The sequence below is a fragment of the Nakamurella flava genome (assembly GCF_005298075.1).
In the GTDB taxonomy this organism is placed as follows: Bacteria; Actinomycetota; Actinomycetes; order Mycobacteriales; family Nakamurellaceae; genus Nakamurella; species Nakamurella flava.
Map to the genome: position 1 here is coordinate 43,642 of NZ_SZZH01000007.1, position 26,556 is coordinate 70,197.

Consider the following 26,556-nt stretch of genomic DNA (forward strand, 5'->3'; position numbering starts at 1 on the left):
CGGAAACCGCAGGTGCGCGCGGCGCTGCTGGGATACGAGTCAGTGGAATCACCGTGGCTTCCCTTGTCGCCGTCCGCTCGATCAGACCCGGGAGCTCACCGTGCCCAACCTGTTCACCCCGTTCACGCTGAAGGGCGTCACGGTGCGGAACCGCATCGCGATGTCGCCCATGACGATGTACCGCTCGGTCGACGGGCGGATGGACGACTACCACGTCTCCTACCTGGGGGCCCGGGCCGCCGGCGGGTTCGGCCTGATTTTCCCTGAGCAGCTGGCCATCACCCCGGACGGCCGCACCACCGTCAGTTGCGGCGGTATCTACGACGAGAGCCAGCTCGAGGGTCTGGCCCGGGTGTGCTCGCTGATCACTGAGCTGGGGGGCGTCCCGGCGATCCAGCTCGGACACACCGGCCGCAAGGGCAGTGTCGTCACTCCCTGGGAGGGCGGGTACATGTTGCCGCCGGAGCATCCGAACGGCTGGCAGACCGTGGCGCCGTCGGCCATCGCCTACGGCGGCGACCTGCCGTACACGCCGAAGGAACTCACCGTCGAGGAGATTCACGAGCTTTACGCGGCGTACGCGCAGTCCGCTCGGTGGGCCGCCGAAGTCGGCTTCAAGTGGCTGGAGATGCACTACGCGCACGGTTATCTCGGAGCCGAGTTCTTCTCGCCGCTGGCCAACCAGCGCACCGATGAATACGGCGGGTCGTTGGAGAACCGCACCCGCTTCCACCTAGAGGCGCTGGACGCCGTCCGCGAGGTCTGGCCGGAGGAATACCCGCTCACCATGCGTCTCGGGTCGGACGACCTGCACCCGGACGGAGCCCGGTTCGACGACGCGGTGGTGGCGATCGGCTGGATGAAGGAACACGGTCTGGACCTGGCCGACCTGAGTCTGGGTTTCAACACGGATGCGATGCAGTCGAATCCGTTCAACGACCCGGGTTTCATGGTCGAGCGGGCCAACCGGGTGCGCCGCGAGGTCGGCATCCCCGTCGCGGCCAGCTGGAACCTGGGGCGCCCGGAGGCGGCCGACTCCGTCATCAAGGACGAGCTGATCGACATGGTGTTCCTCGGCCGTCCGGCGCTGGCCAATCCGCACTGGCCGGTGTGGACGGCCCGAGAGCTGGGCTACGACAATCCGTTCGCACTGGTGCCGGAGGACTGGGGCTGGTGGCTCCGCAACTTCCGCGGGCACCAGCCGTCGATCGGATTGCCGGAGCCCACCGAGTCCGTGGTGGCCGCGGCGGCGACCACGAACGAGACTCGGGGTGTCCGGGTCGACTCCGATGCCGGGGTGTCCGAGGCCGCCTGAGGGTGGGTTCGGCGATGGGGAAAACCGGTGCCACCCGACCCCCACCGGGTGGCACCGGGTGCATCTGGAAGCGTTCGTCCTCGGATAGCGATCATCAGTGGAACTCTCGCCCAGGCCGCCGGGATCAGCGGCCCCCGCCACGGGCTGACCCCGCTGCTGCAGACCGATCCGGTGGCGTTCGGCCTCGCCGCGCCGGTCCCGTAGGCAGCACGGACGACCCCCGGGAACGACAAAGCCCCACTCACCGTCGCGAGTGGGGCTTGATCGTCTGTCTCAACCAGAGTGCGCCCGGAGGGATTCGAACCCCCAACCTTCTGATCCGTAGTCAGATGCTCTATCCGTTGAGCTACGGGCGCATGTTCATTTGGTCAGGCACGCGGGGCGCCTGGGTGGTGCTGTCCTACCTTACTGCGCGGAAGCGGAGGGATTTGAACCCTCGGTGCCCTTGACGAGCACAACACATTAGCAGTGTGTCCCATTCGGCCGCTCTGGCACGCTTCCGGAGGCCGCCTTGCGGTGGCCACCGGCGGATAACAGTACCTGGCTGGTCCGCCGATTCCCAAACCGGCTCATTCGTGCAGGTCAGGGCCCCGCGAGCGCCGTCGACGGCGCCGAAACGACCCCTATCGACGGGGTGTCGTCCACCATCGCTACCGCTCGACGGCCGGTCAACCACCACCGCAACAGGACGAATCGACCGGTCCCGACGGTGCCGTTGACGGCCAGTAGCAGGGCGGTACCCAGCAGGCCGGACGGATTGCCGGCGACGGCCAGGACGGCCGAACTCAGCAGGAGGGCGGCGAGGGAACTGGCCAGGTTGACCAGGTGGTCCCGTTCGCTGCCCGAGTGGTCCAGGCGGAAGGTGAACCGGTGGTGGGCAACGCCGGCGATCACCGTCGCGACCGACCACGACAACACGTTGGCGACCTGCGCGCCGACGCAGTCGGCGACGAAGGCGTAGAGGGCCAACTGGAGGACCGTCGCGCCGCCACCGACGGCCGCGAACCGGGCGGCCTGCCCGGCCAGCGCGCGCACCCGCGTCGACGGCCGCCAGCGGAGCCGCGACGACCGAGCGGCCGGGGGTGATGCGTTCATGGTCCGACAGTCCCCCGTTTGGCTGGTGGCACACTGAGCCGAACCTTTTCGTTCGCTGTGCGAAAGGTTGAGCGTCGCGGGACGTCCCGTTGTTCCCGTCGCCGATGAGATGACGGAGCGAAGCCCGGGATCGCATGCCCAGCTGACCTGGGTGAATCGTCGGGTCCACGGGCATCGCCCCGGGTGCCCCGGGGTAGAAGGACGCTGTGAGACTGCCGGGCCGCATCGTCTTCCCCTCGTTGGGACTCGCGGTGTTCACAGTGACCGCCGTCGCCTTCGCCTTCATGAATCCGCTGAGCGCGGCGCAGCGAGCTGGGGTGCTGGTCGTATTGACTCTGGCCCTGCTCTGGCTGATGGCGCTGCTGGGGAGCTTGCGGCGAACCCCGGAAGGCCAGGACCGGCTTCGTGCCGTGCCGCCGCTGGCCCTGGACCTGCTGCCGTCGCTCGCCGTGGTCCCCGTCGCGGTGGTCATCGACGAGATGGGTTCCCGTCACAGCGAAGCCGCCTGGTTCGCCGGACTCATCGCCGGGGCGGTGCTGTCGGTCCCGTTCTCGCTGACCATCCGATGGTTCTGGTGGGAACGTCAGCGCCGTCAGGCGGATCGCCGGCACGCCTTGCCGAAGCCGCTGACTCCCGAACGCGACAGACCGGCCGGCGGGGCCGAGCTCGACGGCCCCGCGCAATGAAGACCGGGTCGGACGGTCAGCGACCCACCATGCCCAGGCCGGCCTCGTTGTAGCGCTCCCCGGTGACCTGCTCGGCGAGGGCGTCGAGCCGGGCGAGGTCGTCGCCGCTGAGCTCGACCGCGGCGGCGTCGATGTTCTCCTGGACGCGTTCGGACCGGCGGGTGCCGGGAATGGGGACGATCCACGGCTGCTGGGCCAGCAGCCAGGCCAGTGCGATCTGGCCGGGCGTCGCCTCTCGCTGGTCGGCGAGGGCGCGCACCTGGTCGACCAGAGCCTGGTTGGCGGAACGGTTGTCGGTGGTGAACCGGGGAATGCTGGCCCGGATGTCGCCCGCGCCGAACTCCTGCGACGAGTCCACCGCACCGGCGAGAAAGCCTCGACCGAGGGGGCTGAACGGGACGAAGCCAACGCCCAGCTCGGCGCAGACCGGGAGGACCTCGGCCTCGGGATCGCGGGTCCACAACGAGTACTCGCTCTGCACGGCGGTGACCGGGAAGACGGCATGGGCTCGGCGGATCGTCGCCGCCCCGGCCTCCGAGAGGCCGAAGTGCCGGACCTTGCCGGCGGCGACCAGCTCGCCGACGGTGCCGGCGACATCCTCGATGGGCACGTCGGGGTCGACCCGGTGCTGGTACAGCAGGTCGATGGAGTCGATGCCCAACCGCCCCAGCGACGCATCGACGACCTCACGAATATGGTCCGGCCGGCTGTTCAGCCCCACCGAGGCGCCGTTCTCGATCCGCCAGCCGAACTTGGTCGCGATGACCACCTGGTCCCGCAGGGGGGCGAGCGCTTCCCCGACCAGTTCCTCGTTCCCGAACGGCCCGTAGACCTCGGCGGTGTCGAAGAACCGGATGCCCTGGTCCACGGCCCGGCGGAGCACACCGATCATGTCCGCCCGGCTCCCCGGGTTGGGCCCGTAGTTCTCCGACATGCCCATGCAGCCCAGGCCGATCGCGGAGACGGCCAGATCCTGGCCGAGTGTGCGCTGCTGCATCGTCGTTCTCCTCTGCTCACTGCTCGATCGGCCTCGATCGCAGTAGTACCCCTGAGTCCGACAACGCGGAATGGGGTATCGATATGCCATGGCTGCCGCCGATGACGACGAGAGCGACGATCGCCCCACCGTTCCCGTTGCCGCCGTCGACTCGAAGAGGCGCCAGCGCCGGCGCGTGTGGACCATCTATGGCGTCACTGCGGTCGTCGCCTTCGTTCTGGCCGCGACCGTCACAGTTCCCGGGTGGCAGCGAACGGTGGTACTCGGCGCCGTCGTCCTGGGGGTGGTCGGCATGGCCGCCGTGAAGCCGCTGATCAAGCGCGCCCCACGGTCGGCCGACGGCGACGAGGACCGACCGAATTGGATCTACGGAATGGGTGGTCCACCGACAGTCCTGGTCGGCAACCTCATCCGTTCCGCTGGTCCTCAGCGTGGCGGGTTCTGGGCACTAGTGGCCACCGGCGTGGCCGCTGTGTTCGTCGTGTCGCCCGTGCTGTTGGCCCTCGACGCCGGCCTGCGCATCCGACGCGCGCGCAAGGTCGCTGATCAGTCGGCGACGCTCCCGGTCAGCGAGCCCCCCAACCCCCGTCCATGACGAGCTGCGACCCGGTGATGGAGGCACTGGCCGGGCCACAGAGGAACAGCGCGGCCTGCGCGACCTCATCGGGTTCGATGAGGCGCTTGACCGGCGACGACGTCAGGATGACCTTTTCCAGGACCTCGTCCTCGGGCATTTTGTGCGCCGCGGCCTGGTCGGCGAGCTGCTTCTCGACCAGCGGCGTGCGGACGTAACCCGGGTTGATGCAGTTGCTGGTCACGCCGTGCGCAGCGCCCTCCAGGGCGATGACCTTGGACATGCCCTCCAGGCCGTGCTTGGCCGTCACGTAGGCGACCTTGTAAGGGCTGGCCCGGCGGCCGTGCGCGGACGAGATGTTGATGATGCGGCCCCAGCCGCGCTCGTACATCGTGGGCAGCACGGCCCGGCTGAGGACGAACGGCGCGGTCACCATCAGTCGCTGGATCAGTTCGAACTGCTCGACCGGGAACTCGTGCACGGGCTGGACGTGCTGGATGCCGGCGTTGTTGACCAGGATGTCGACCATCGGGGCGACCTCGGCGATGGCGTGCGCGATGCCCGCGGTGTCCGACAGGTCGGCGACCACGGCGGTCGCGCCGATCTCGATGGCCTCGGCGGCCACCGCGTCCGCGTTGCGATCGACCAGGACGACCGAGGCCCCGGCCGCGATGAACCCGCGGGCGATGGCCCGGCCGATGCCGCTGGCTGCACCGGTGACCAGGGCGGTCCGCCCGGCGAGCGGCTGGGCGGCGGTGGGCGCGGACTGGACGGCGTCGTCGGTCATACCGGACAGCCTAGGAGCGCGGACGAACGGGCTGGCAGGGGGGTCAGAGAAAGAATGCCGACGCATACGAATACGCCGCCGTGCCGCATTCCCCCCGGCGCCCGAAGCAAACCCCGCGGACATAATTGCGTCGATATATCGAACGCAGCCAGGAATAAGTTCGTGGCGCGATCAAATCGTTACGCTTCCATCCCGTCTGACGGGCCTTCTCCGGTTGCGGCGGTTGCCGGCCGGTCTACTGTGACGACCATCGCCAGGGCCGAGAGTCGGCCTGGGTGAGCAGCTGTCCAGGTGGACGACGGTGCAGCGCCGCCCGCCCCGGGAGATGGCCGCCGGCCATTTTCCGTCGATTCCGGTTCGCAGCCGGCAGCCGGCGAGACCCCCGCGGTTCGAGGCTTTCCGGCGGGAGGGTTCGCCATGGCCACAACGACGCAAACCGGTACCACCAGCAGTAGCGGTGGCGCTCGAGTTGCGGTGCAGAAGTTCGGGACGTTCCTGTCCGGGATGATCATGCCGAATATCGGTGCGTTCATCGCGTGGGGTTTGATCACGGCCCTGTTCATCGAGAAGGGCTGGTTGCCGGTCGACAAGATCGGTGGGTGGGGTGACTACGCCGACGGCGGTCTGGTCGGCCCGATGGTGCGGTTCCTGTTGCCGATCCTGATCGCGGTGCAGGGTGGCCGGATGATCTATGGCACCCGGGGTGCGGTGGTCGGCGGTATCGCGACGATGGGCGCGATCATGGCCACGACGCAGCCGATGTTCCTGGGGGCGATGATCTTCGGTCCGTTGGCGGCGTGGTTGATGAAGAAGGTCGACGCGCTGTGGGACGGCAAGATCAAGCCGGGTTTTGAGATGTTGGTGAACAACTTCTCGGCCGGCATCCTGGGCGCTGGTTTGGCCGTGTTCGGGTTGTACGTCTTCGGGCCGATCGTGGATGGGATCTCGAACGCGTTCGGTAACGGCGTGAACTGGTTGATCGAGCACAGTGTGCTGCCGTTGGCCAGTGTGATCATCGAGCCGGCCAAGGTGCTGTTCCTGAACAACGCGATCAACCACGGGGTGTTGACGCCGCTGGGTATCCAGCAGTCCACCGAGCAGGGCAAGTCCATCCTGTTCCTGTTGGAGGCCAACCCCGGTCCGGGTGCGGGCCTACTGCTCGCGTTCTGTGTGTTCGGCGTGGGCATGGCCCGCAGCACGGCCCCGGCGGCGTTCATCATCCAGTTCTTCGGCGGTATCCACGAGATCTATTTCCCGTACGTGCTGATGAAGCCGGTCCTGATCCTGGCCACGATCGCCGGTGGCATGGTCGGCATCCTGACCCTGGTGATCTTCAACGCGGGTCTGGTGGGTCCGGCGGCGCCGGGATCGATCATCGCGGTCATGTTGGCGACCCCGGGTGGCAGTTTCGTCGGGGTCATCTTGTCGGTGGTGTTGTCGGCCGCGACGTCGTTCATCATCGCGTCGGTCATCCTGCGGGGCAGTCGCCGCAGCATGCTCGCGGCGGAGGAGGCCGAGGGCGGTGGGTTGGCCGCGGCCACCTCGCAGATGGAGGCCATGAAGGGCAAGAAGTCGTCGGTGTCGGGGGTGCTGAACCGGGAGGCTCTGGACGAGGCGTCGGCGTCGGGGATGACGCCCGCGCAGATGGACGCGGCCGATGGGATGCACCGCACCGGGGGTGGCACGAGTGTGGCGGCCCGGCCGATCAGCAAGATCGTGTTCGCCTGTGATGCCGGGATGGGCTCGAGTGCGATGGGCGCGTCGGTGTTGCGGAACAAGATCAAGAAGGCCGGTTTCGGTGATGTCAGCGTGACCAATGTGGCGATCGCGAACCTGACCGATGACATCGATCTGATCGTCACCCAGGAGACCTTGACCCCGCGGGCCAAAGGCATGGCGCCCAGCGCCGAACACGTCTCGGTCAGCAACTTCATGAACAGCCCGCGGTACGACGAGATCGTCTCGCACCTACGGGAGACGAACGGAAACCCCTCGACCTGACGGGTTCACCAGCCGTCGCCGAGAGAGGGGGAGCGCCCATGGCGCTCCCCCTTTCCGGCATGGACCCGCCGTCGGGTAGCGCGGCCGCCGGTCTTCTCCGGTCGCCCGGCGGGACCGCCGATCCGCTGCGAGACTGACCGAGACCCATGATGTCCCAGTGAATGTGACTGCGTTTGGACCGAGAAGAAGGGAACCCACCACGTCATGAGTGACATTTTGAGCCCCGCCCAGATCAAGGTTCCGGGGACGGCGACGTCGAAGGACGAGGCGATCCGGGAGGCCGGTCAGATCCTGGTCGATGCTGGTGCGGTGAGTCCGGCGTACATCGATGCGATGTTCGAGCGGGAGCGGTCGGTGTCGACGTACATGGGGAATTTCCTGGCCATTCCGCACGGGACGAACGAGGCCAAGGAGGAAATCAGCAAGTCGGCGTTGTCGGTGGTCAAGTACGACCCGCCGATCGACTGGGACGGCAATGAGGTGCGGTTCGCGGTGGGGATCGCCGGTTATGAGGGTGGGCATCTGGAGATCCTGTCCAAGATCGCGATCATCTTCAGTGATGAGGATGAGGTCGCCAAGTTGGTGCAGGCGCAGTCGTCGCAGGAGTTGTACGGGATGCTCGACTCGGTCAACGAGGACTGAGCGGGGTGGCTGGGGACAAGGTCGCGGTCCATTTCGGTGGTGGCAACATCGGCCGCGGTTTCGTGGGGTTGATCCTGCATCGGGCCGGGTATCGCCTGGTGTTCGCTGATGTGGCCGATGTGCTGATCGATGCGTTGAATGCGGCGGACTCCTATCAGGTGCGGGAGGTCGGTCAGGACTCGCGGACCGAGACGGTCGATGGTTTCACCGGGATCAACAGTCGCACTGATGAGGCCGCGGTTATTGAGGCGATTGCCGGCGCGGATGTGGTGACCACGGCGGTCGGGCCGACGGTGCTGAAGTTCGTGGCCCCGGTGATCGCCGCGGGGCTGCGGAAGCGGGACCCGGCCGCGGCGCCGCTGGTGGTGATGGCGTGTGAGAACGCGATCAACGCCACTGATGTCCTCAAGAACCACATCCGCGACGGGGCCGACGATTTCGACGTTTTGAACGGCCGGGCGGTGTTCGCCAACACCGCGGTCGACCGGATCGTGCCCGGCCAACCGCATGACGGGCTGGACGTGACGGTGGAGACGTATTTCGAGTGGGCCATCGAGCGGGGCCCGTTCAACGGTGACGAGCCGCAGATCCCGGACGCGACGTTCGTGGACGATCTGGCCCCGTACATCGAGCGGAAACTGTTCACCGTGAACACCGGTCATGCGGCGACCGCGTATTTCGGGTTCGTCCGCGGGATCACCAAACTGTCCGATGCCCTGGATGATCCGGAGGTGCGGACCAACGTGCAGGGCGTGTTGGCCGAGACCAAGGCGTTGTTGGTGGCCAAACACGAATTCACCGCGCAGGCGCAGCAGGCCTACATCGACAAGATCATCACCCGGTTCGAGAACCCGTACCTGCCGGACACGGTGGACCGGGTCGGGCGGCAACCGCTGCGCAAACTGTCCCGCCACGAACGCCTGATCGGCCCGGCCGCCGAACTGGCCGAACGGGGCATCCACCCGCCGGAGTTCCTGCTACGGGCGGTCGAGGCCGCGTTGCGGTTCGACGTCCCCGCCGACCCGGAAAGCGTCCAGTTGCAGAAAGCGCTGCGCACCCGCACCCCCGACGAACTGGTCCGCGAGATCACCGGTCTGCAGCCCGACCACCCCCTGTACGACGACGTCCTCAGCGTCTTCGGACGCCGGGTCGCGGCGGTCTCCTGACCGCAGCGGCGCCGTCCGCCTTCCCCCAGCGTCTGCCTGCCGCGGGCGCCGGGGGAAGATGGGACCCGGACATCGCCCTACGGCACGCCGAGTACCGGGAAGCAGGAACGACACATGGTCGAGCAGGCCCCTTCGACGTCGCGGCGCCGGGTCGCCGTTCTGACCAGCGGTGGCGATGCGCAGGGGATGAACCCGGCGGTGCGTGGTGTGGTGCGGACCGGGTTGAACCGGGGCGCGGAGATGTTCGCCGTGTACGAGGGCTACCAGGGGCTGGTCGACGGCGGGGAGGCCATCCGGCACGTCGAGTGGGACGATGTCAGCGGCGTCCTCAACCGCGGTGGCACCGTGATCGGGACGGCGCGGTCCAAGGACTTCCGGGAGCGTGATGGTCGGCGGACCGCCGTCAAGCATCTGCTGGAGCACGGGATCGACCGGCTCGTGGTCATCGGTGGGGACGGCAGCCTGTCCGGCGCCGACCTGCTGCGGTCGGAGTGGGCGTCCCTGGTCCAGGAGCTGGCCGATCGGGGTGAGATCGATCAGGACACGGCCGACCGGCATCCGGCCCTGATGATCGCCGGGCTGGTCGGGTCGATCGACAACGACATGCTCGGCACCGACATGACGATCGGGGCGGACAGCGCCCTGCACCGCATCGTGGAGGCGATCGACTCGATCGGGTCGACGGCGGCCAGTCATCAGCGCAGTTTCGTGGTCGAGGTGATGGGCCGGCACTGCGGGTATCTGGCCCTGATGGGGGCGATCGCCGGCGGCGCCGATTACGTGTTGATTCCGGAGGACCCGCCGCTGCCGGGGTGGGAGCAGAAGATGTGTGCGTTGCTGGCCTCGGGACGGGAGGCCGGGCGCCGGAACAGCATCGTGATCGTCGCCGAGGGCGCCCACGACCGGGACAACAACCCGATCACCAGCGAGTACGTGCTCAACGTCATCCGCGACACCCTGAACGAGGATGTGCGGTTGACGATCCTCGGGCACGTCCAGCGGGGTGGCGACCCCAGCGCCTACGACCGGTACACGAGTTCGATCCTGGGGTACGCGGCGTTGGAGGAGGTGCTCAGCGCCAAGCCCGACGGGGTGTCCAAGCTGATCGGCACCCGCGGGAACCGGGTGTCCAAGGTGCCGTTGATGGAATCGGTGGCCCAGACGCGGGCGTTGGCCGACGCGATCGCGGCGAAGGATTTCAACACCGCGATGGCGATGCGCGGCAACGAGTTCACCGAGATGGAACACATCTTCCACGCGATCTCGCACGCCCTGCCGACGGTCACCCGCAAACGGAAGTCCACCCGGCTCGGGATCCTCAACGTCGGTGGTCTGGCCCCGGGGATGAACGCCGTCGCCCGCGCCGCGGTCCGGTTGGGTCTGGACCGTGGGCACACCATGGTCGGCATCTCCAACAGCTTCCAGGGCCTGGTCGACGACGAGGTCCGCGAACTGCAGTGGGGTGATGTCGAGGGGTGGACCAGCCGGGGCGGCGCCGAGCTGGGCATCAGCCGGCGGGTGCCCACGGTCAAGGATCTGTACGCCATCGGCCGGGGCATCGAGAAGCACGGGCTGGACGGTTTGCTGATCGTCGGCGGGTGGGACGCGTTCGCCGCGGTCAGCACGATGCGCGCCGAGCAGGACCGGTACCCGGCGTTCCAGGTGCCGATGATCGTGCTGCCGGCGACCATCGACAACAACATGCCGGCCTCCGAACAGTCGGTGGGGGCGGACACCGCCCTGAACCTGATCGTCGATTCCATCGACCGGATCCGGCAGACCGGCACCGCCTCCAAGCGGGTGTTCGTGGTCGAGACGATGGGCGGGTACTGCGGCTATCTGGCGTTGATGGGCGGCCTGTCCGGTGGGGCGGTGAAGGTGTACCTGCACGAGGAGGGCATCACGCTCAAGGACATCGCCGCCGACGTGGAGAACATGGTCGATGCCTTCCGCGCCGGGCAGCGGTTGTTCCTGACGGTCCGCAACGAGAAGGCCAGCCCGATGTACACGAGCGACTTCCTGGTGCGGGTGTTCGAGCAGGAAAGCCAGGACCTCTACGACGCGCGCGAGATCGTGCTGGGTCAGACCCAGCAGGGTGGCAGCCCCACCCCGATCGACCGGATCCTGGGCACCCGGCTGGCCGCGCATTCCATCGACTGGCTCAGCCACCAGGTCGACCTGCACAAGCACGACGCCGCGATGATCGGCATGCAGGAAGGCACCCCCCGGATCCGCACGCTGCGGCGGGTGGAGGAGATGGCCGACTGGGAACACCGCCGCCCGGTCCGGCAGTGGTGGATGGAACTGCGACCGGTCATCGACGTGCTCGCCGCCCGACTGGCCCTGCCCGAGAACGCCTGATCCGGGCGGCGGAGCGTGGCGCGGGGCGGACCGAGTCACCTGAACGGCTGGTCGGCGGAGTGAAACCGTCACGATGAGTCGACGGGCGGAACGGGCAGCAGGTACCAAAGGTATGGCGCGCCCTCCCTGCTCGGCCGGGTGCGTCGAGGTATCTGTAGGGGTATCCAGGCCTGTGCTCCCGAGCTGTCACGGACGGTCATCGCAAATGGTGTGTGCTCAACCCGACGTACGGGACCCCCGGCCCGGAGTGGGTCGGTGACCGCGGGCCCCGGCCGCTTCGGACAGCCCGACCTTCCCGACCGGCCGCCGCCGGCGGGCCTGTTCACCCGCGGCTACGACAAGGCGAGCACCGACGAGCTGGTCAACGAGCTCCTCGCCCAGATCCAGGAACGCACCACCCGGCTCTACACGGTGGAGCGGGAGAACCGCCGGCTGCGGGCCGAACGGTCGGCCGAGGTCCACGCCGCCCGGGTCTCGGAGGTGGAGGACAGCATCGCCGTGCTCTCCACGGCGCAGCAGGACGCGGACCGGGTGATGGCCGAGGCCGACGCCTACCGCGAACAGGTGGCCGCCGAGGCCGAGCGGATGCGCAAGGAGGCCCGTCGCGCCGCCGAGGCGATCCTGGCCGAGGCGCACGCCCGGTCGCAGGAGGTCGACCGCCGCGAGCAGCAGATCCAGCTCACCCAGGACGAGCTGCGCCGGCAGACCGAGTACCTGCGGTCCGTCCGGGACGCAGCCGGCACCCAGGTGCTGCGGTTCCTCAACGGCATCGTCGACCACGTGGCGGCCGAGTTCGGGGCGGCCGACCCGGCGGCGGTGACCAGCGGTGCCGCCCAGCCGCCGCGGGACCCCGGGTCACCGGGGCGGCCGTTCCCGCAGTTGCCCCCGGCCCCCGGCGTGCCCGGAGCCGCGGCGTCGCCGACGCGGGCCCGTCGTCGTCGCGAACCCCGCGGCCACGTCCGGCACCTCGCCGGACGCTGATCCGGCCTCAGGCCGCCGGGCCGGTCTCGTCCCGATGGGCGCGGGAGAGCTCGACGTAGCGGTGGGCGCTGCGCCGGATGCGGTCCTGCTCGTCCTCGGTGAGCGTGCGCTTCACCGTTCCCGGCACCCCGGCGATCAGCGAGCCGGGCGGCACCGTGGTGCCGCCCAGGACGACGGTGCCGGCAGCGACCAGCGAACCCGCGCCGATGGTCGCCCCGTTCAGCACCAGGGCGCCCATGCCGATCAGGCAGTCGTCCTCGACGACGCAGCCGTGCAGCACGGCGCGGTGGCCGGCGGTCACCCCGGATCCGATGACCGTCGGGTGGTGCGGGTCGGAGTGCATGACCACGCCGTCCTGCACGTTGGTCCGGGCGCCGATCGTGATGGTCGAGGTGTCGGCGCGCAGGACGGCCCCGTAGAAGACCCCGCTCTCCGCTCCGATGCGGACCGCGCCGACGACGGTCGCGTCGGCGGCCACGAACGCGGTCGGGTCGACCTCCGGGTGGGTGTCACGAAAGGGCAGCAACGTCATGTGCCCATCAGACACCCCACCGGCCCCCGCGCCGGCATCGGTACCCGGTCGCTCGCGCAGGTCGCCGGCTCACCGCTCGACGATCACATCGACCAGCCGCGTGGTCTGCGGCCCGAGGTTCGACCACCCGCCCGAGGTTTCCAGCAACGCGATCGCCGAGGTGGGGAACCGGTCGCCGAGCCGTCGCAGGGCCTCGTCGTCGGAGCCGGGGCCGGCGAGTTCATCGGCCAGGTCGGGCAGGCCGGGGAAGTGCCCGACGACCAGCACCGAGCGCACCGGGGACGGGAGGGCGCGCAGCAGGGGCAGCAGTTCCTCATAGCCGGCGCCGTAGATCTCCGGGCGGTACTGCACCCGGTCGGCGGTGACCATGCCGTCGAGGACCCCGCTGGCGGCCAGCGTCTCCCGGGTGCGGGTGGCCGTCGAGCAGAGCACCACGTCGAAGGCGCCGATCTCCCGGGCCAGGCGGTCGCCGGCCAGTCCGGCCTGCCGCCGGCCCCGCGGGGCCAGCGGGCGATCGTGGTCGGCCACCTCGTCCGGGTAGGCCGATTTGCCGTGCCGGAGCAGGGCGAGCCGCCGTCCGGTGGACGGTGCGTCGGAATCCGAGGCGGACTGTTGTGCGGTCGGAGCGGCGGCGAGCGGGATCGTCGTCATGCCTCATCCTGCGGTATGCGGCCACTGCCGCGATCATGACCATGCCCGAACGGGTGGCGTGGGGGTCGTGTCGAGACGAAGGAGGGTGCCGGTGAGCCCGGTCGCCAGCGAGATCACCCTGCGGTTCCTGGCCGCGCCCACCGATGTGGCCGTGGACGGGGCCGTGCACGGCGGCAAGGTCCTGGAGTGGATCGACAAGGCCGCCTACGCCTGCGCGGTCGGCTGGAGCGGCCACTACTGCGTGACGGTGTACGTCGGGAACGTGCACTTCTCCCGGCCCATCGCGTCCGGCCATCTGGTCGAGGTGCACGCCCGGCTGATCAACACCGGCCGCTCCAGCATGGACATCCAGGTGACGGTGTCCTCGGCCGATCCGCAGGTCGGCGACTTCTCGCTGGCCACCACCTGCCTGGTCATCTTCGTGGCGGTGGACGGCGAGGGGCGGCCGACCGCGGTGCCGACCTGGGCGCCGCGGACGTCGCTGGAGCAGCGGTTGCAGGCCAACGTGCTGGAACGGGTCCAGTTGCGCGCCGACATCGAGGCGGCGATGAAGGAGCAGCAGTACACCGAGGCCGGGACCGCACCGCAGGTGACGTTGCGGTTCCTGGCCGCGCCGACCGACGTCAACTGGGGCGGCAAGGTCCACGGCGGCACGGTGATGCGCTGGATCGACGAGGCCGCCTACGCGTGTGGGGCGAACTGGAGCGGCGGGGAGTGCATCGCGACCTACTCCGGCGGGGTGCGGTTCTACCGGCCGATCCTCATCGGCCACCTGGTGGAGGTGACGGCCCGGCTGCTGCGGACCGGGCGCACGTCCATGCACATCAGCGTGCACGTCAGCTCCGGTGATCCGAAGGCGCCGCAGATGCGGCTGACCACCCACAGCCTCACCGTGTTCGTGGCCCTGGGGGAGGACAAGCGGGCCCGTCAGGTGCCGCGCTGGCGGCCCGTGAGCGCCGAGGACAAGGCGCTGGAGGCCCACGCCCTGCACCTCATCGACGTGCGGTCGCGGGCCGCGCAGCCGCCGTTGCAGTGACCGCTCAGGCGGTTCCGGCCGCGGGGGTCGGCTTCGGCCGGCCCGCGTCGCCCGGCTGGTCGGGGCGGTCGTCGTCCGAGTCCGCGTCCGAGTCCGCGTCGGCGTCGGTGTCCTCCGGGTCGGGGGCCGCCCCGATCTGTTCCCGCAGGTAGCGGGCGACCACCTGGAAGACGGCGACGGCGGGCACCGACAGGAACGCCCCGATGATCCCGAACAGGGTGCCGCCCAGGGCCACCACGGTCAGCACCACCGCGGGGTGCATCTTCAGCGTCTTGCCGACCAGGATCGGCTGCATCACGTTGCCCTCGAGCTGCTGGACGACAAGCACGATGACCAGCACCCCGACCGCGGTCCACAGCCCGTTGCTGACCAGCGCGACGAGCACGGCGATCGTGCCGGCGGTGAACGCGCCGACGATCGGGATGAACCCGCCGAAGAACGTCAGGACGGCGATCGGGATCGCGAACGGCACTCCGAGCAGCCAGACGCCCAGACCGATGAAGATCCCGTCGACCGCGGCCACCGCGGCCTGCGACCACACGTACTGGCCGAGCGCCTTCCAGACCCGCTGGGACAGCTCGGTGAAGTGGCTGCCGGCGCCGTCGCCGATCCACTGCCGCAGCCAGGGCAGGAACCGTGGCCCGTCCTTGAGGAAGAAGAACGTCAGCACCAGCGCGAGGACGAGCGTGATGATCGCGGAGCCGATGGTGCCGAGGCTGCTGACGACGTACGCGGCGATGACCTGGCCGTTGTCGCGCAGCTGGGAGATGCCCTGGTCGACCAGGTCGCTGAGGGTGTCGGTGGACAGGTTCAGCGGCGGTCCCTCGATCCACGCCTGCACGGTGGACAGGCCGTTGGCCGCCTGGTTGACCAGATCGTCGGCCTGGTCCCGGACCTGCGGCAGGAGCAGCACGACGATGCCGATGACGAAGGCGAACAGGGCCAGGACCGAGAGGATCGCGGCCAGCGCGGGCGGCAACCACCGGCGGAGGAACCGGGTGGGCGGCCAGAGCACGGTCGACAGCAGCAGGCCGAGGAAGATCGGCAGCAGGATGCTCCACAGCCAGCCCATCACCCAGAACAGCGCGATGAGCCCCGCGCCGATGATGAGGACGCGGACCGTCCAGGACGAAAGGTCGACCAGTCCGTGCTTGACCCGTTGCTGCGGCGAGCGCTGCGCCCAGGCCGCCGACCGGACCGGCGCGGGCGCCATGATGTCCGGATCCGGATCGACGGGGGGCGGTGGCTGGGCGGCGGACCCGGTCTTGCGCCAGCGAAGGGGCATGGGCTCGATCTCCTGACGGGTCATGCGTGGACGGGGACGGCCCCGGGACCCACGGTGCAGTCCCCGCCGCCGGCCCCCCTGAACCGGATGTCGCATTCCATCCTCTCCGGTCGGTGACCGAAACGGGCGTCATTGCCACCCGGGTGCGCGTCGGTCGGGGGCGGATCATGACCGGGTGCACTCTCTGGAACTGCTGCTGGACGACGCCACCGACGCCGCGGTCCGGGCGCACTGGCGGCGTCTGCTCGACGCCGACCTGCCCAGCCAGGCCCGCCACACCGGGGCCAGCAACCGGCCGCACGTCACGCTCGCCCTGGCCGACGACCTGCCGGTCGACGTGGTCGCGGCCGTCCGGCGGGCGGTGGGCGCGTCCCTCCCGCTGGACCTGCGGCTGGGTGGGCTGCTGGTGTTCGCCGGCCGGCGTCCGGTGGTGAGCCGGCTGGTGGTCGCCTCGACCGCCCTGCTGGACCTGCAGGCGGCCGTGGTCGCCGCGCTGGGGGACGAGGCGGTCGACCCGCACGGCCAGTTCGCCGCCGGGGCGTGGACACCGCACGTCACCCTGGCCCGCCGGCTGGGTCCGGACGACCTCGGTGCGGTGCTGGAGGTGGCCGGCGAGGAGCCCGTCGACCTGGTCGGGCGGGCGGTCGAGTTGCGGCAGTGGGACATGACGGCCAAGGTGACCGGCACGCTCGTCGCGGCGCAATGACGGCCGCCGGGTGACGGCCGCCGTAAATCCCGGCCGGTCGTCGGCGTGGTCGGCCTATCCTGGATCCAGTCATGTCCTCCAGCGCTCCGCCGGCCGCCGGCTCCCCTCGCGACGAGCACCCGGCCGCAGCGCCGGATGCCCCTGAATCGACCGCACCCTCGCCCGGCCGGTTGGCCGCCCGCATCGACGAACTCGGTCCGGCCGACCGTCGGCGCCTCGGGCAGCGACTGGCGTCGGCCCGCAAGCAGCGCGAGGCGGTCCGCCGGGCCCGCGCACTGACCGAGGTGGAGCGGCAGCTGGCCGCCGCGGAACGGAAGTTGTTCCGGCGGGCCGCGTCGGTCCCGGACATCACCTTCCCGCCGGAACTCCCGGTGTCGGCGGCGGTGCCGGACCTGGCCCGGGTGATCGCCGAGAATCAGGTCGTCATCGTGGCCGGTGAGACCGGTTCCGGGAAGTCGACGCAGCTGCCCAAGCTGTGTCTGCAGATGGGGCGCGGAGTCCGGGGCCTGATCGGGCACACCCAGCCGCGGCGGATCGCGGCCCGTGCGCTGGCCGAACGCATCTCGGAGGAGACCGGCACCCGGCTCGGCGACGCGATCGGCTACACCGTCCGCTTCGGCGACCACACCGGGCCGGACACCCTGGTCAAGCTGATGACCGACGGCATCCTGCTGGCCGAGATCGGCCGGGACCGGCTGCTGACGGCCTATGACACGATCATCATCGACGAGGCCCACGAGCGCAGCCTGACCATCGACTTCCTGCTCGGCTACCTGGTCGGGCTGCTGCCCCGCCGCCCCGACCTCAAGGTGATCATCACCTCGGCCACCATCGACCCCGAGCGGTTCTCCCGGCACTTCGGGGACGCGCCGATCGTCGAGGTGTCCGGTCGTACGTACCCGGTCGAGATCCGTTACCGGCCCTACGGTCTGGCCGCCGAGGACGTCGAGGGCGACACCGACGACCCCGACGATCTGGACGACGAGGCGCCTGCCCGGCGTCCGGCCGGTCGGGACGTCGTCGAGCGCACGGACGACCGCGACCAGGGGCAGGCCATCGTCGACGCGGTCGACGAGCTGTGCGCGGCCGGGCCGGGGGACATCCTGGTGTTCCTGTCCGGCGAACGCGAGATCACCGACACGACCGAGGTTCTCCGTGGGCACCTGGCCGGGCGGTCGGGCCCGCCGGTGGAGGTGCTACCGCTCTACGGGCGGTTGTCGGCGGCCGACCAGCACAGGGTCTTCGACCGGCACACCGGCCGGCGGATCGTGTTGTCGACGAACGTGGCCGAGACATCCCTGACGGTGCCGGGCATCCGCTACGTCATCGACCCGGGCACGGCCCGCATCTCGCGGTACTCCCCGCGGACGAAGGTGCAGCGGCTACCGATCGAACCGATCTCGCAGGCCTCGGCCGGTCAGCGGGCCGGCCGCTGCGGCCGCCTGGAGAACGGCATCTGCATCCGCTTGTACTCGGAGGCCGACTTCCAGGCCCGTCCCGAGTTCACCGATCCGGAGATCCTGCGGACGTCACTGGCGTCGGTCATCCTGCAGATGGCCGCGCTGCAACTCGGCGACATCGAGACCTTCCCGTTCCTCGAACCGCCGGACCGTCGGCAGGTCACCGACGGCCTGACGGTGCTCACCGAACTGGGCGCGCTGGCCAAGGACTCCGACCGGTCCGGCGGGCCACGGCTGACCCCGGTGGGCCGGTCGATGGCCGCGCTGCCGGTCGACCCGCGACTGGCCCGGATGATCGTCGAGGGCCACGAGCGGCAGTGCCTGCGCGAGGTGCTGGTGATCGCGTCCGCGCTGTCCGTCGTCGACGTCCGGGAGTATCCGCTGGACGACCGGGACCGGGCCAAGGCCGCACACTCCCGATTCGTCGACCCGAACTCCGATTTCAACGCGCTGCTCAATCTGTGGCGGTATCTGGGCGACCAGGCGAAGGCCCGCTCGGGCAACGCGTTCCGGCGGATGTGCCGCGAGGAGTACCTGCACTACCTGCGGATCCGCGAGTGGCAGGACCTGCACGCCCAGCTCGCGCATCTGTGCCGGGGTCTGAAGATGGACCCCGAGGTGGAGTCGCCGCCGCTGCCGGTCGCCCGGGAGCGCGCGGGCAAGCAGCCGGCCAAGGACGCGCCGGCCACCCAGGGCGGTCGTGGCTCGCTGGCCACCGACATCGACACCGAACGCGTGCACACCGCGCTGCTGGCCGGACTGCTCTCCCACCTGGGGCAGAAGAGCGAGGCCAGCCGCGAGTACCAGGGCACCCGGGGGACCAGTTGGGTGATCTGGCCCGGGTCGGCGTTGGCCAAGAAGGGCGCCCGGCTGGTGGTCGCCGCCGAGCTGGTGGAGACCAGCCGGCTGTGGGGGCGGCTGTGCGCCGCGGTCGACCCGGTCTGGGTGGAGCGCGTCGGCGGAGACCTGTTGCGACGCAGCTACTCCGAGCCGCGCTGGGACGCCCGGCGAGCCAGTGTGGTGGCCACCGAGAAGGTCACGCTGCTCGGCGTGACGCTGATCGGCGCCCGGACGGTGCAGTTCGACCGCATCGACCCGGAGGTGTCCCGGGAGCTGTTCCTCCGGCACGCCCTGGTCGAACGGGACTGGCAGACCCGGCACGCCTTCTTCGCCGCGAACCAGCAGGCCCTGGAGGAGATCGCCCGCTGGGAGGACCGGACCCGCCGCCGGGACATCGTCGTCGACGACGAGACCCTCTACGGCCTCTACGACGCCCGCATCCCGGCCGACGTCACCTCGGGCCGGCACTTCGACTCGTGGTGGAAGAAGGCGTCCCGCTCGGAACCGGGGCTGCTGACGTTCACCCCGGAGATGCTGATCGCTGCCGGGGCCGAGCGTTTCGACCGGGCCGCCTACCCCGACCGCTACACCTCCGGCGAGCTGGACCTGCCGGTCGACTACGTCTACGACCCGACCCGCGCCGACGACGGCGTCACGATCAGCATCCCGCTGGCCGTGCTGGCCCGGGTCGAGCCGAGCGCGTTCGCCGACCAGATCCCCGGCCTGCGCAGCGAACTGGCGGTCGCCCTGCTGCGATCGCTGCCGAAGACGTTGCGCCGCAACTTCGTTCCCGCGCCGACGGTCGCCGACGCGGTCCTGGCCCGGATGTCGGCCCAGGAGTCCGCCGGCCGGTCGGTGGCCGGCGGTTTCCCGGAGCGGTTCGCCCGCGCCGTCACCGCGGCCACCGGGATCCCCGTCCGGGAAACCGATTTCGACCTGGCCAAGGTGCCCGACCACCTGAAGCTGACGTTCGCCGTCACCGATGACGCCGGCCGCACCGTCGCCTCCGGCAAGGATCTGGCCGCCCTGCAGGCGCAGCTGCGCCCGGCGGCCGACCGGGCGGTGGCCGACGCGGTCGGCCGGGACATCGAACGCAGCGGGCTGACGACGTTCCCCGAGCCCGGTCTGCCGCGGACCGTGACGACGGTGGTGGCCGGTCAACCGGTGACCGCCTACCCGGCGCTGGTCGCCGAGGAACCGGCCGACGGGAGCACCGTCGGGGTCCGCATCCTGGCCACCGAGGCCGAGCAGTCCCGGGCCATGTGGGCGGCGACCCGGCGGCTGCTGGCCCGGTCCGCCCCGATGTCGGCCAAACAGATCCGGGCCGCGCTCACCCGGGAACAGGTGCTCGTCCTCGCCGCCCCACCGGAGGGCACCTTCGCCGACCTGCTGCGCGACGCCATCGACGCGGCCGTGGACGCGCTGCTCGACTGGGCCGGTGGCCCGGTCTGGACGGCGGCCGACTTCGCCCGGCTCCAGTCCCGGATTGCCCCGCACGTGCAGCGGGCGGTCCTGGACGTGTTGCGGGCCGCGACATCGGTGCTCGACGAGGCCCGGACCGCCACCCGGGCGATCGACGAGCTGACCGGCGGCCGGCCGCTGCGGCGCGACGACCCGATGACGCCCTCCGTCAAGGACCTGCAGGCCCGGCTTCGCGCCACCGTCGGGCCCGGGTTCCTGCTGCGGGCCGGCGCCGCCGGTCTGCCGGACGTCGGCCGGGACGTCCGGGCCATCGGCATCCGCGCCCGCCGCGTGCGGGAGAACCCCGAGCGCGACCGCCGCTCGATGGCCGAGGTCACGGCCCTGGAACAGGAAACCGATGGGGTGATATCCGCGCTTGCCACCGAACGACTCGGCGATCATGACGTCCATCAGTTGCGACGACTGCTCGCCGAGTACCGCATCGCGGTGTTCGCCCAACCGATGAAGACGGTGGTCCCTGTGTCCGAGAAGCGCATCCGCAACGCCGTCGCGGCGCTGCGTCGATGAGCGGCGGGCGGCCGGTCGGGGTGGCGGCTCGCCGTCCCTGGCCGTCGGTCCTGGGCGTGACGATCGTCGCGGTGCTGCTGGGGGCGTGCAGCTCGGCCCCGGCCGCGCAGGTGGCGTCGACCACGGCGCCCACCCATCAGTCGGCCGATCTCACCGTCGCCCCGCGCACCGACATCACGCCGGACTACGACCTGCCGTCGTGGGCCGCGGCCCTGCCCGACCCGGGGCCCGTCGAGACGTCCGCGCCGGATCCGTCCGCCACCCCCTCTGCGACCGGTACCGAGACCGGCGCCGAGGACGGGACCGGCGACGCCGACGAGGGGTACCCGGCCCGTCCGACGCAGGCCGCGCCGGACGAGGACGACCAGTTCGAGCAGGACGTGTGGGCGCCCGGCGACGACCACCGCATCCCGGGGACTCTCTCGCTGCCGGTCAGCGACGGCGGGCTGGCCCCCGCGGTGCTGCTGCTGCACGGCGATTTCGGCGACCGGCACGCCAGTGATTTCGACGAGTTGCAGGAGAAGCTGGCGGCCTCCGGCGTCGCCAGCCTGGCCATCGACTTCGCCGGATCCGGTGAGTCCGAGGAATCGCAGCTGGAGCTGAACTACACCTCGATGCTCGGCGACGCGAACGCGGCGTTCGACTACCTGCTGCGGGACCCGGAGATCGACCCCCGGCGGGTGGCCGTCCTCGGGTTCTCCCGGGGCGGGTCGATCGCGGCGACCATGGCCGGGACCCGTTCGGACGTCGCCGGTCTCATCACGTGGAGTGGCGCCGTCTACAACGGCGAGGACGAACTGCCCGACCTGCACCAGGAGGCCCGGGAGGACGGGGAGGCCCAGGTGGGTGACGACCTGGAGATCCCGCTGTCCTGGTTCGACTCCATCGAGGCGTCCCGCCCGCTGGACGACGTCGCCGGGTACACCGGTCCGGTACTCGCCGTCGTCGGATCGGCCGACGACGTCGTGGACCCGTCCGTGGCGACGACCTTCATCGACACGGTGGCCAGCAGTGACAAGACCCTGCACGTCATCGACGGCGCCGACCACGGCTACTCCGACGACCCCGCCTATGGCGAGGACGCCGTCGACACCACCACGGACTGGGTGGTCGCGCGGCTGCGGTCCTGACGCGCCCGGTGCACCCCGTGGCTCTCGTGGCCTGAACGGGAAGAGCCCCGCTCCTGGAAGGAGCGGGGCTCTTGTCGTCCGTGCGGTCAGACCGCGGCCGGCGGCACCACCGGGGGCGGCGGCGGGGGGAGATCGTCCTTGCCGGCGGCCTTGTCGACCAGGTCGTGGAGCTTGTCCTCGACCGGGTTGACCTTGTCGTCACCGATCTTGCTGCCGACGAAGTCACCGGCCTTGGTGATGCCCTGCTTGACCTGATCGGCATGATCGGCCGCGAAGGCCTGGGCCTTGTTCTTCAACTCGTTGAAGTCGACCATCTGCTGTCCTCTCCGATGCGGGTGTCTCGAAGTCGGGTCGCGCCGGGTTCGGCACGGCGCTCACCCTACTCAGCGTTCGACACCCCGTCCGGGTTCCCGGTCCCGGTGTCCTGCGGGTCGACGTCGACGGCGAAACCGTCGTCGTCCACGGTGATCCGGCTGCTGCCGTCGGGGCCGTCGATGGACAGCACTCCCCGGTCGTCGGCGTGGTCGATGACGCGGATTCGGCGCCACATCGTCCCCACCTCGAGGTGGGGGGTGGCGATCCGGGCCACGGTGAGGTGGAGCGGCTCGGCCGGGGCGTCCGGTCGATGCAGTCCCAGCCGGCGGATCAGCAGGCTCGCGGTCAGCACGGACGACGACAGCTCGATGTCGATGACGTCGTCGAGGCCGGAATGCGGTGGGGGACGGCCGGTCCCGTCGAGCCACGGAGCGCCGGGCGCCCGGGTGAGCGCGACCGCGCGTTCCAGGCTGGCCGATTCGGCCCGCACGGACAGGCGCCGGGTCCGTCCGGTCGCGTCGCACAGCAGGGCGTAGGACGTCGAGCAGGGCCGGTCACCGAGGGTCAGCACGGTGCCACTGGCCCGCAGGCCCCGGGGGGTGGTGACGATGCGGGCGGTCTCGCTGCGCAGGCCGTCCGCGGACGTCCAGGCCAGGAAGCGAACGCCGCCGTCGACGACGGTCACCCGTCGGTGCATGGTCCCGGTTCCCGTCGGGGCCGGCGCCCGGCCCGGTGGTCGGGCGGCGGTCAGGTCGCGCGTCATCCGCACTCCCTCCGCGTGTGGGGTCGCCGCCGGGCCGGTCGTGGTCGGCCCGGCGGCGCGGTGGTCAGCCCCGGTGGCCGGGGCTGAGGTGCTCGACGTGCCCGGTGCGCAGATCCAGCACATACGTCCAGGTCCCGTGCAGGCCCTGGACGGTGACCCGGCCGCGTCGGCCGACCGGGTCACCGGTGCCGAACTCGCGGAGGTGGGTGGGGTGGCCGCCGGTGCGGCGGCGGAGGTGGCTGCCGGAGACGAGGAAGGTGTCGCCGGACGGCAGACCGACGACGAACGGGCCGACCTGCTCGTGGTGGACGCGGTCGATGAGGGCGTCGACCAGGGATTCCCCGGTCGACCGGCGGTGACGGCTCGGGCGCGGGCGCGGGCCGGTGCTGCGGGTGCGCACCGCGTGGCTCACGGAGGAGAACATGACGCCAGTACGTCACCCCCGGGTGGGCGACACCCGGACGGGGAGTGACCGCCGGGCGAGGATCAGGTGACGTTCGGGTGCTGAGTGCCGGGGTCGGGGCCACATCCGGACGGGAACTGGCCGCTACTGCGGCCAGCCTGGATTCATGGACACGTCATCGGATCGCTCCTTCCCGCCGGCCGGCGCCGGTGCCACGCTCAACCCCTTCGTGGTGGTCGACGGCGCCGCCGCCCTCGTCGACTTCGTCGTCGCGGTGTTCGGCGGGACGGAGGTCGCCCAGGCCCGCACCTCGATGTCGGACGGTCGGCTCATCCATGCGGAGGTCACCGTCGGCACCGCCCACCTGCTGCTGGCCGACCGGCTGGCCGGCTGGCCGGCGCATCCGGCCCTGCTGCAGATCTGGGTGACCGACGTGGCGGCGGTCCTGACGGCCGCGGTGGCCCACGGTGCCCGGGTGGTCACCCCGGCGACCCCGTTCTACGGCGAGACCACCCTGGGCCGGATGGCCGACCCGTGGGGCAACCTGTGGTGGCTGTACGCGCCGGCGCCCGGTCAGGCCGACCCGCGGCCGGTCTGGGAGGGCGGTGACGACACCGTCTTTCGCACGCTCGACGTCGAGATGCGCGGGCGTCAGTCGTTGTCGGCCGGGTAGCGGGCGGCGACCGACCAGCCGTCGTCGGTGGCGCGCAGCCCGGTGACGTAGCCGCCGGCGGCACCGACGGCGAGCAGCTGGTCGACGAGGTCGTCTCCGCTGAGGGTCACGTCCTCGAGCCCGGAACCGCGCTGTTCGAAGGCCGTGCGGGCGGCGTGCCCGGACTCGGTGATCTTGACCAGGCTGCCGGTGGAGGCCAGCGAGCCGCGGGCCACCCCGAGCAGGCCGAGGGCGTCGTCGACGGCGTCCAGCAGGGCGTCGCGGTTGTTCTCGCACATGGCCCGGATCAGTTCGGGCCGGGTGCCGGCCACCCGGGTGCCGTCGGCGAACGACGACGCCGCCAGGGACAGGGCCAGGTCGCCGCCCGCGGCGCCGGCCTGGGCGAGCGCCAGGGCCAGTAGGTGGGGCAGGTGCGAGATGCGGGCGACGGCCCGGTCGTGGGCGGGCGCCTCGGTGGGGACGACCCGGCTGCCGACCTGCAGGCCGAGGGCGGCGACGGCGGCCCAGACGTCCGGGTCGCTGTCCTCGGTCAGGCAGGTGACCCAGGCGGCGTCCCGGAACAGGTCGGCCGACCCGGCGGCCCAACCGGAATGCGCGGTGCCGGCCATCGGGTGCGCGCCGACGTACCGGGCGCGGGGTGCGAGGCTTTCCACCTGGTCCGCGATGAGGCCTTTGACGCTGGCGACGTCGGTGAGGCGGACGGTGGGGGCGGTCTCGTCGACGGCGGCCAGCACGGCGGGGAACGCCGGTACCGGGGTGGCGACGACCACCAGGGCGTCGTCGGTGGCCGCCCGTTCCAGCCCGGCCCGGAGATCGTCGACCACCGCGAAACCGTCGGCCGCGGCGGCGGTCCGCGTCGCCTCCCCCGGCGACCACCCCCGCACATCGGTGTGCGGGGCCAGGGCCCGTACCAGCGACCCGCCGATCAGACCCAACCCGACGACGAATGCCGGAGGCAGCGCGTCCTGCCGCATGGTCAAACCCCCACCCCGAGAGCGTTCCGGGTCCCCCGCGGCATCGTTCCGCGCCCGTCCGGGTCGATTCTGCCCGCCGACGCCGCTCAGCGAACACCCGACCGGGCCGAGGCGTGGCCTTGACCCCGCGGAGCCCGTAACGTTGCCCGGCGTGAGCGCTGCGAGTACGTCGGTCCCGGGCCAATCGGAGGACGAGGGCGAATCCGGTGGTTTCGGTATCGCGGTGACCCGTGAGGAGAGCACCTGGAAGTGCGCCGTCCTCGCGCCCGAGCTGCTGGACGACCTCGACGCGGTGCTGACCGCGCTGCGCCGGGTCGCGGCGTCGGGCCCGGTGTTCGGGATGCTGTCGATCGACGACGAGTTCTTCGTCCTCGTCCGGCCGATCCCCGGCGGCGCCGGCCTGTTGCTGTCGGATGCGACCGCGGGCCTGGATTACGACATCGCGGCGGACGTGCTGGACCTGCTGCACGTGCCGGTCCCCGAAGAGGACGACATCGACGACGACGAGCCCTGGCCGGAGGGCGATCTGGCCCTGCTGGCCGATCTGGGGATGTCCGAGCAGGAGATGCAGATCGTCGTCGACGACGTCGACCTTTACCCGGACGAGGCGCTGGCCATGATCGCGCAGCGCTGCGGCTTCGGCTCCGAGTTCGCGGCGGCGCTGGAGAAGGTCTGACCGCCGGCGGGTTCCCGCCGGCCCCCGCCCCGGTGACGGCGGCCGATCGGCACGCCATGCGGTTGGCGCTGGACGTCGCCGCCCGGGTCGCCCGGGAGTCGGGCGACGTCCCCATCGGCGCCGTCGTCTACCGCCCTGACCCGGCCGCCGCCGACGGGGTCCGCATGCTCGGTATCGCCGGGAACGCGCGGGAGGCCACCGGCGACCCGACCGCCCACGCCGAGGTGCTCGCGCTCCGGCAGGCCGCCGCGCAGGTCGGCGACTGGAACCTGGCCGGCTGCACCCTGGTCGTCACCGTCGAGCCCTGCACCATGTGCGCCGGGGCCCTGGTCCTGGCCCGCATCGCCCGGCTCGTCTTCGGCTGCTGGGAACCGAAGACCGGCGCCGTCGGGTCGCTCTGGGACGTCGTCCGCGACGCCCGCCTCACCCACCGCCCGGAGGTCCGGGGCGGGGTCTGTGAGGACGAGTGCGCTGCACTCGTGCGGGAGTTCTTCCGAACCCGTCGCTGAGCCCCGCCC

The 26,556-nt window shown here is 70.9% G+C and carries 25 protein-coding genes and 2 tRNA genes; 15 read left to right on the top strand and 12 right to left on the bottom strand.

Translation table 11 applies throughout. The annotated features are described in order from the left end of the window. Nucleotides 1–100: 100 nt before the first annotated feature. The gene (locus tag FDO65_RS20410) at nt 101–1,315 is read left to right on the top strand and encodes an NADH:flavin oxidoreductase/NADH oxidase (protein WP_137451598.1); all 1,215 of its coding nucleotides are present in this window, start codon (nt 101–103) and stop codon (nt 1,313–1,315) included. 283 nt (nt 1,316–1,598) lie between these two features. On the opposite strand, the gene FDO65_RS20415 is transcribed toward FDO65_RS20410, so the two are convergent. From FDO65_RS20415 to FDO65_RS20425, 3 genes are all read right to left on the bottom strand, one after another. Beyond that, nucleotides 1,599–1,671 (bottom strand) — tRNA-Arg (locus FDO65_RS20415). 57 nt (nt 1,672–1,728) lie between these two features. Beyond that, nucleotides 1,729–1,816: transfer RNA gene (locus FDO65_RS20420), tRNA-Ser, on the bottom strand. Nucleotides 1,817–1,897: 81 nt separating this feature from the next. Beyond that, on the bottom strand, nt 1,898–2,410 hold the full coding sequence (locus FDO65_RS20425; RefSeq protein ID WP_137451599.1) for a GtrA family protein: 513 nt from the start codon (nt 2,408–2,410) through the stop codon (nt 1,898–1,900). Between the two features lie 206 nt (nt 2,411–2,616). Here FDO65_RS20425 and FDO65_RS20430 point away from each other — a divergent pair, with 206 nt between their 5' ends. Next, nucleotides 2,617–3,096 (top strand): hypothetical protein, encoded by a 480-nt coding sequence (locus FDO65_RS20430; RefSeq protein ID WP_137451600.1) that lies wholly within the window; start codon nt 2,617–2,619, stop codon nt 3,094–3,096. 16 nt (nt 3,097–3,112) lie between these two features. Here the strand turns inward: FDO65_RS20430 and FDO65_RS20435 are convergent, their stop codons facing one another. Continuing rightward, on the bottom strand, nt 3,113–4,093 hold the full coding sequence (locus tag FDO65_RS20435) for an aldo/keto reductase (protein ID WP_137451601.1): 981 nt from the start codon (nt 4,091–4,093) through the stop codon (nt 3,113–3,115). Between the two features lie 88 nt (nt 4,094–4,181). Between FDO65_RS20435 and FDO65_RS20440 the strand changes: the two genes are divergently transcribed. Further along, nucleotides 4,182–4,688 (top strand): hypothetical protein, encoded by a 507-nt coding sequence (locus FDO65_RS20440; protein WP_137451602.1) that lies wholly within the window; start codon nt 4,182–4,184, stop codon nt 4,686–4,688. Here the strand turns inward: FDO65_RS20440 and FDO65_RS20445 are convergent. Beyond that, the gene (locus tag FDO65_RS20445) at nt 4,660–5,454 is read right to left on the bottom strand and encodes a 3-hydroxybutyrate dehydrogenase (protein WP_137451603.1); all 795 of its coding nucleotides are present in this window, start codon (nt 5,452–5,454) and stop codon (nt 4,660–4,662) included. The genes FDO65_RS20440 and FDO65_RS20445 overlap by 29 nt on opposite strands. A 417-nt stretch (nt 5,455–5,871) precedes the next feature. Here FDO65_RS20445 and FDO65_RS20450 point away from each other — a divergent pair, with 417 nt between their 5' ends. From FDO65_RS20450 to FDO65_RS20470, 5 genes are all read left to right on the top strand, one after another. After that, nucleotides 5,872–7,455, top strand: coding sequence for a PTS mannitol transporter subunit IIBC (locus tag FDO65_RS20450; RefSeq protein WP_137451604.1), 1,584 nt, complete (start codon nt 5,872–5,874; stop codon nt 7,453–7,455). Nucleotides 7,456–7,659: 204 nt separating this feature from the next. Further along, the gene (locus FDO65_RS20455) at nt 7,660–8,097 is read left to right on the top strand and encodes a PTS mannitol transporter subunit IIA (protein ID WP_137451605.1); all 438 of its coding nucleotides are present in this window, start codon (nt 7,660–7,662) and stop codon (nt 8,095–8,097) included. Nucleotides 8,098–8,102: 5 nt separating this feature from the next. Further along, nucleotides 8,103–9,263, top strand: coding sequence for a mannitol-1-phosphate 5-dehydrogenase (locus FDO65_RS20460; RefSeq protein WP_137451606.1), 1,161 nt, complete (start codon nt 8,103–8,105; stop codon nt 9,261–9,263). A 114-nt stretch (nt 9,264–9,377) separates the two neighbouring features. Beyond that, a complete protein-coding gene (locus FDO65_RS20465; protein ID WP_137451607.1) occupies nt 9,378–11,624 on the top strand; it encodes a 6-phosphofructokinase in 2,247 nt (748 codons plus the stop codon). A 255-nt stretch (nt 11,625–11,879) separates the two neighbouring features. Further along, the gene (locus tag FDO65_RS20470; RefSeq protein WP_137451608.1) at nt 11,880–12,605 is read left to right on the top strand and encodes a DivIVA domain-containing protein; all 726 of its coding nucleotides are present in this window, start codon (nt 11,880–11,882) and stop codon (nt 12,603–12,605) included. Nucleotides 12,606–12,612: 7 nt separating this feature from the next. On the opposite strand, the gene FDO65_RS20475 is transcribed toward FDO65_RS20470, so the two are convergent. Further along, complete coding sequence (locus FDO65_RS20475) at nt 12,613–13,137, bottom strand: gamma carbonic anhydrase family protein (RefSeq protein WP_137451609.1); 525 nt, start codon at nt 13,135–13,137, stop codon at nt 12,613–12,615. 69 nt (nt 13,138–13,206) lie between these two features. Then, nucleotides 13,207–13,788, bottom strand: coding sequence for a SixA phosphatase family protein (locus FDO65_RS20480; RefSeq protein WP_137451610.1), 582 nt, complete (start codon nt 13,786–13,788; stop codon nt 13,207–13,209). 91 nt (nt 13,789–13,879) lie between these two features. Between FDO65_RS20480 and FDO65_RS20485 the strand changes: the two genes are divergently transcribed. Then, entirely contained in the window at nt 13,880–14,824 is a 945-nt protein-coding gene (locus FDO65_RS20485; RefSeq protein ID WP_205850215.1) for an acyl-CoA thioesterase, read from the top strand. Nucleotides 14,825–14,828: 4 nt separating this feature from the next. Here FDO65_RS20485 and FDO65_RS20490 read toward each other — a convergent pair whose 3' ends face one another. After that, nucleotides 14,829–16,133 (bottom strand): AI-2E family transporter, encoded by a 1,305-nt coding sequence (locus tag FDO65_RS20490; protein ID WP_240757761.1) that lies wholly within the window; start codon nt 16,131–16,133, stop codon nt 14,829–14,831. 151 nt (nt 16,134–16,284) lie between these two features. On the opposite strand from FDO65_RS20490, the gene FDO65_RS20495 reads away from it, so the two are divergent. The 3 genes from FDO65_RS20495 (at nt 16,285) to FDO65_RS20505 (ending at nt 22,234) form a co-directional block, all read left to right on the top strand. Next, nucleotides 16,285–16,815 carry a 2'-5' RNA ligase family protein gene (locus FDO65_RS20495; protein ID WP_137451612.1) on the top strand — a complete coding sequence of 177 codons (531 nt, stop codon included), beginning with the start codon at nt 16,285–16,287 and terminating at the stop codon, nt 16,813–16,815. A 71-nt stretch (nt 16,816–16,886) separates the two neighbouring features. After that, nucleotides 16,887–21,104, top strand: a complete 4,218-nt coding sequence (gene hrpA, locus FDO65_RS20500; RefSeq protein WP_137451613.1) for an ATP-dependent RNA helicase HrpA — start codon at nt 16,887–16,889, stop codon at nt 21,102–21,104. 56 nt (nt 21,105–21,160) lie between these two features. Continuing rightward, complete coding sequence (locus tag FDO65_RS20505; RefSeq protein ID WP_166442319.1) at nt 21,161–22,234, top strand: alpha/beta hydrolase family protein; 1,074 nt, start codon at nt 21,161–21,163, stop codon at nt 22,232–22,234. A gap of 86 nt (nt 22,235–22,320) precedes the next feature. Here FDO65_RS20505 and FDO65_RS20510 read toward each other — a convergent pair whose 3' ends face one another. The 3 genes from FDO65_RS20510 to FDO65_RS20520 form a co-directional block, all read right to left on the bottom strand. Continuing rightward, nucleotides 22,321–22,548, bottom strand: a complete 228-nt coding sequence (locus tag FDO65_RS20510; RefSeq protein WP_137451615.1) for an antitoxin — start codon at nt 22,546–22,548, stop codon at nt 22,321–22,323. Nucleotides 22,549–22,613: 65 nt separating this feature from the next. After that, entirely contained in the window at nt 22,614–23,312 is a 699-nt protein-coding gene (locus FDO65_RS20515) for a putative glycolipid-binding domain-containing protein (protein WP_166442320.1), read from the bottom strand. A gap of 64 nt (nt 23,313–23,376) precedes the next feature. Then, nucleotides 23,377–23,736: a hypothetical protein gene (locus FDO65_RS20520; protein WP_137451617.1), complete on the bottom strand. Its 360-nt coding sequence runs from the start codon at nt 23,734–23,736 to the stop codon at nt 23,377–23,379. 145 nt (nt 23,737–23,881) lie between these two features. Here FDO65_RS20520 and FDO65_RS20525 point away from each other — a divergent pair, with 145 nt between their 5' ends. Then, nucleotides 23,882–24,388, top strand: a complete 507-nt coding sequence (locus FDO65_RS20525; RefSeq protein ID WP_137451618.1) for a VOC family protein — start codon at nt 23,882–23,884, stop codon at nt 24,386–24,388. Here the strand turns inward: FDO65_RS20525 and FDO65_RS20530 are convergent. Continuing rightward, entirely contained in the window at nt 24,367–25,362 is a 996-nt protein-coding gene (locus tag FDO65_RS20530; RefSeq protein ID WP_137451619.1) for a prephenate dehydrogenase, read from the bottom strand. The genes FDO65_RS20525 and FDO65_RS20530 overlap by 22 nt on opposite strands. A 151-nt stretch (nt 25,363–25,513) precedes the next feature. Here FDO65_RS20530 and FDO65_RS20535 point away from each other — a divergent pair, with 151 nt between their 5' ends. Both FDO65_RS20535 and FDO65_RS20540 read left to right on the top strand, forming a co-directional pair. Then, complete coding sequence (locus FDO65_RS20535) at nt 25,514–26,038, top strand: tRNA adenosine deaminase-associated protein (RefSeq protein ID WP_240757763.1); 525 nt, start codon at nt 25,514–25,516, stop codon at nt 26,036–26,038. 56 nt (nt 26,039–26,094) lie between these two features. Beyond that, nucleotides 26,095–26,547 (top strand): nucleoside deaminase, encoded by a 453-nt coding sequence (locus FDO65_RS20540; RefSeq protein ID WP_137451724.1) that lies wholly within the window; start codon nt 26,095–26,097, stop codon nt 26,545–26,547. The last annotated feature ends 9 nt before the right edge of the window (nt 26,548–26,556 follow it).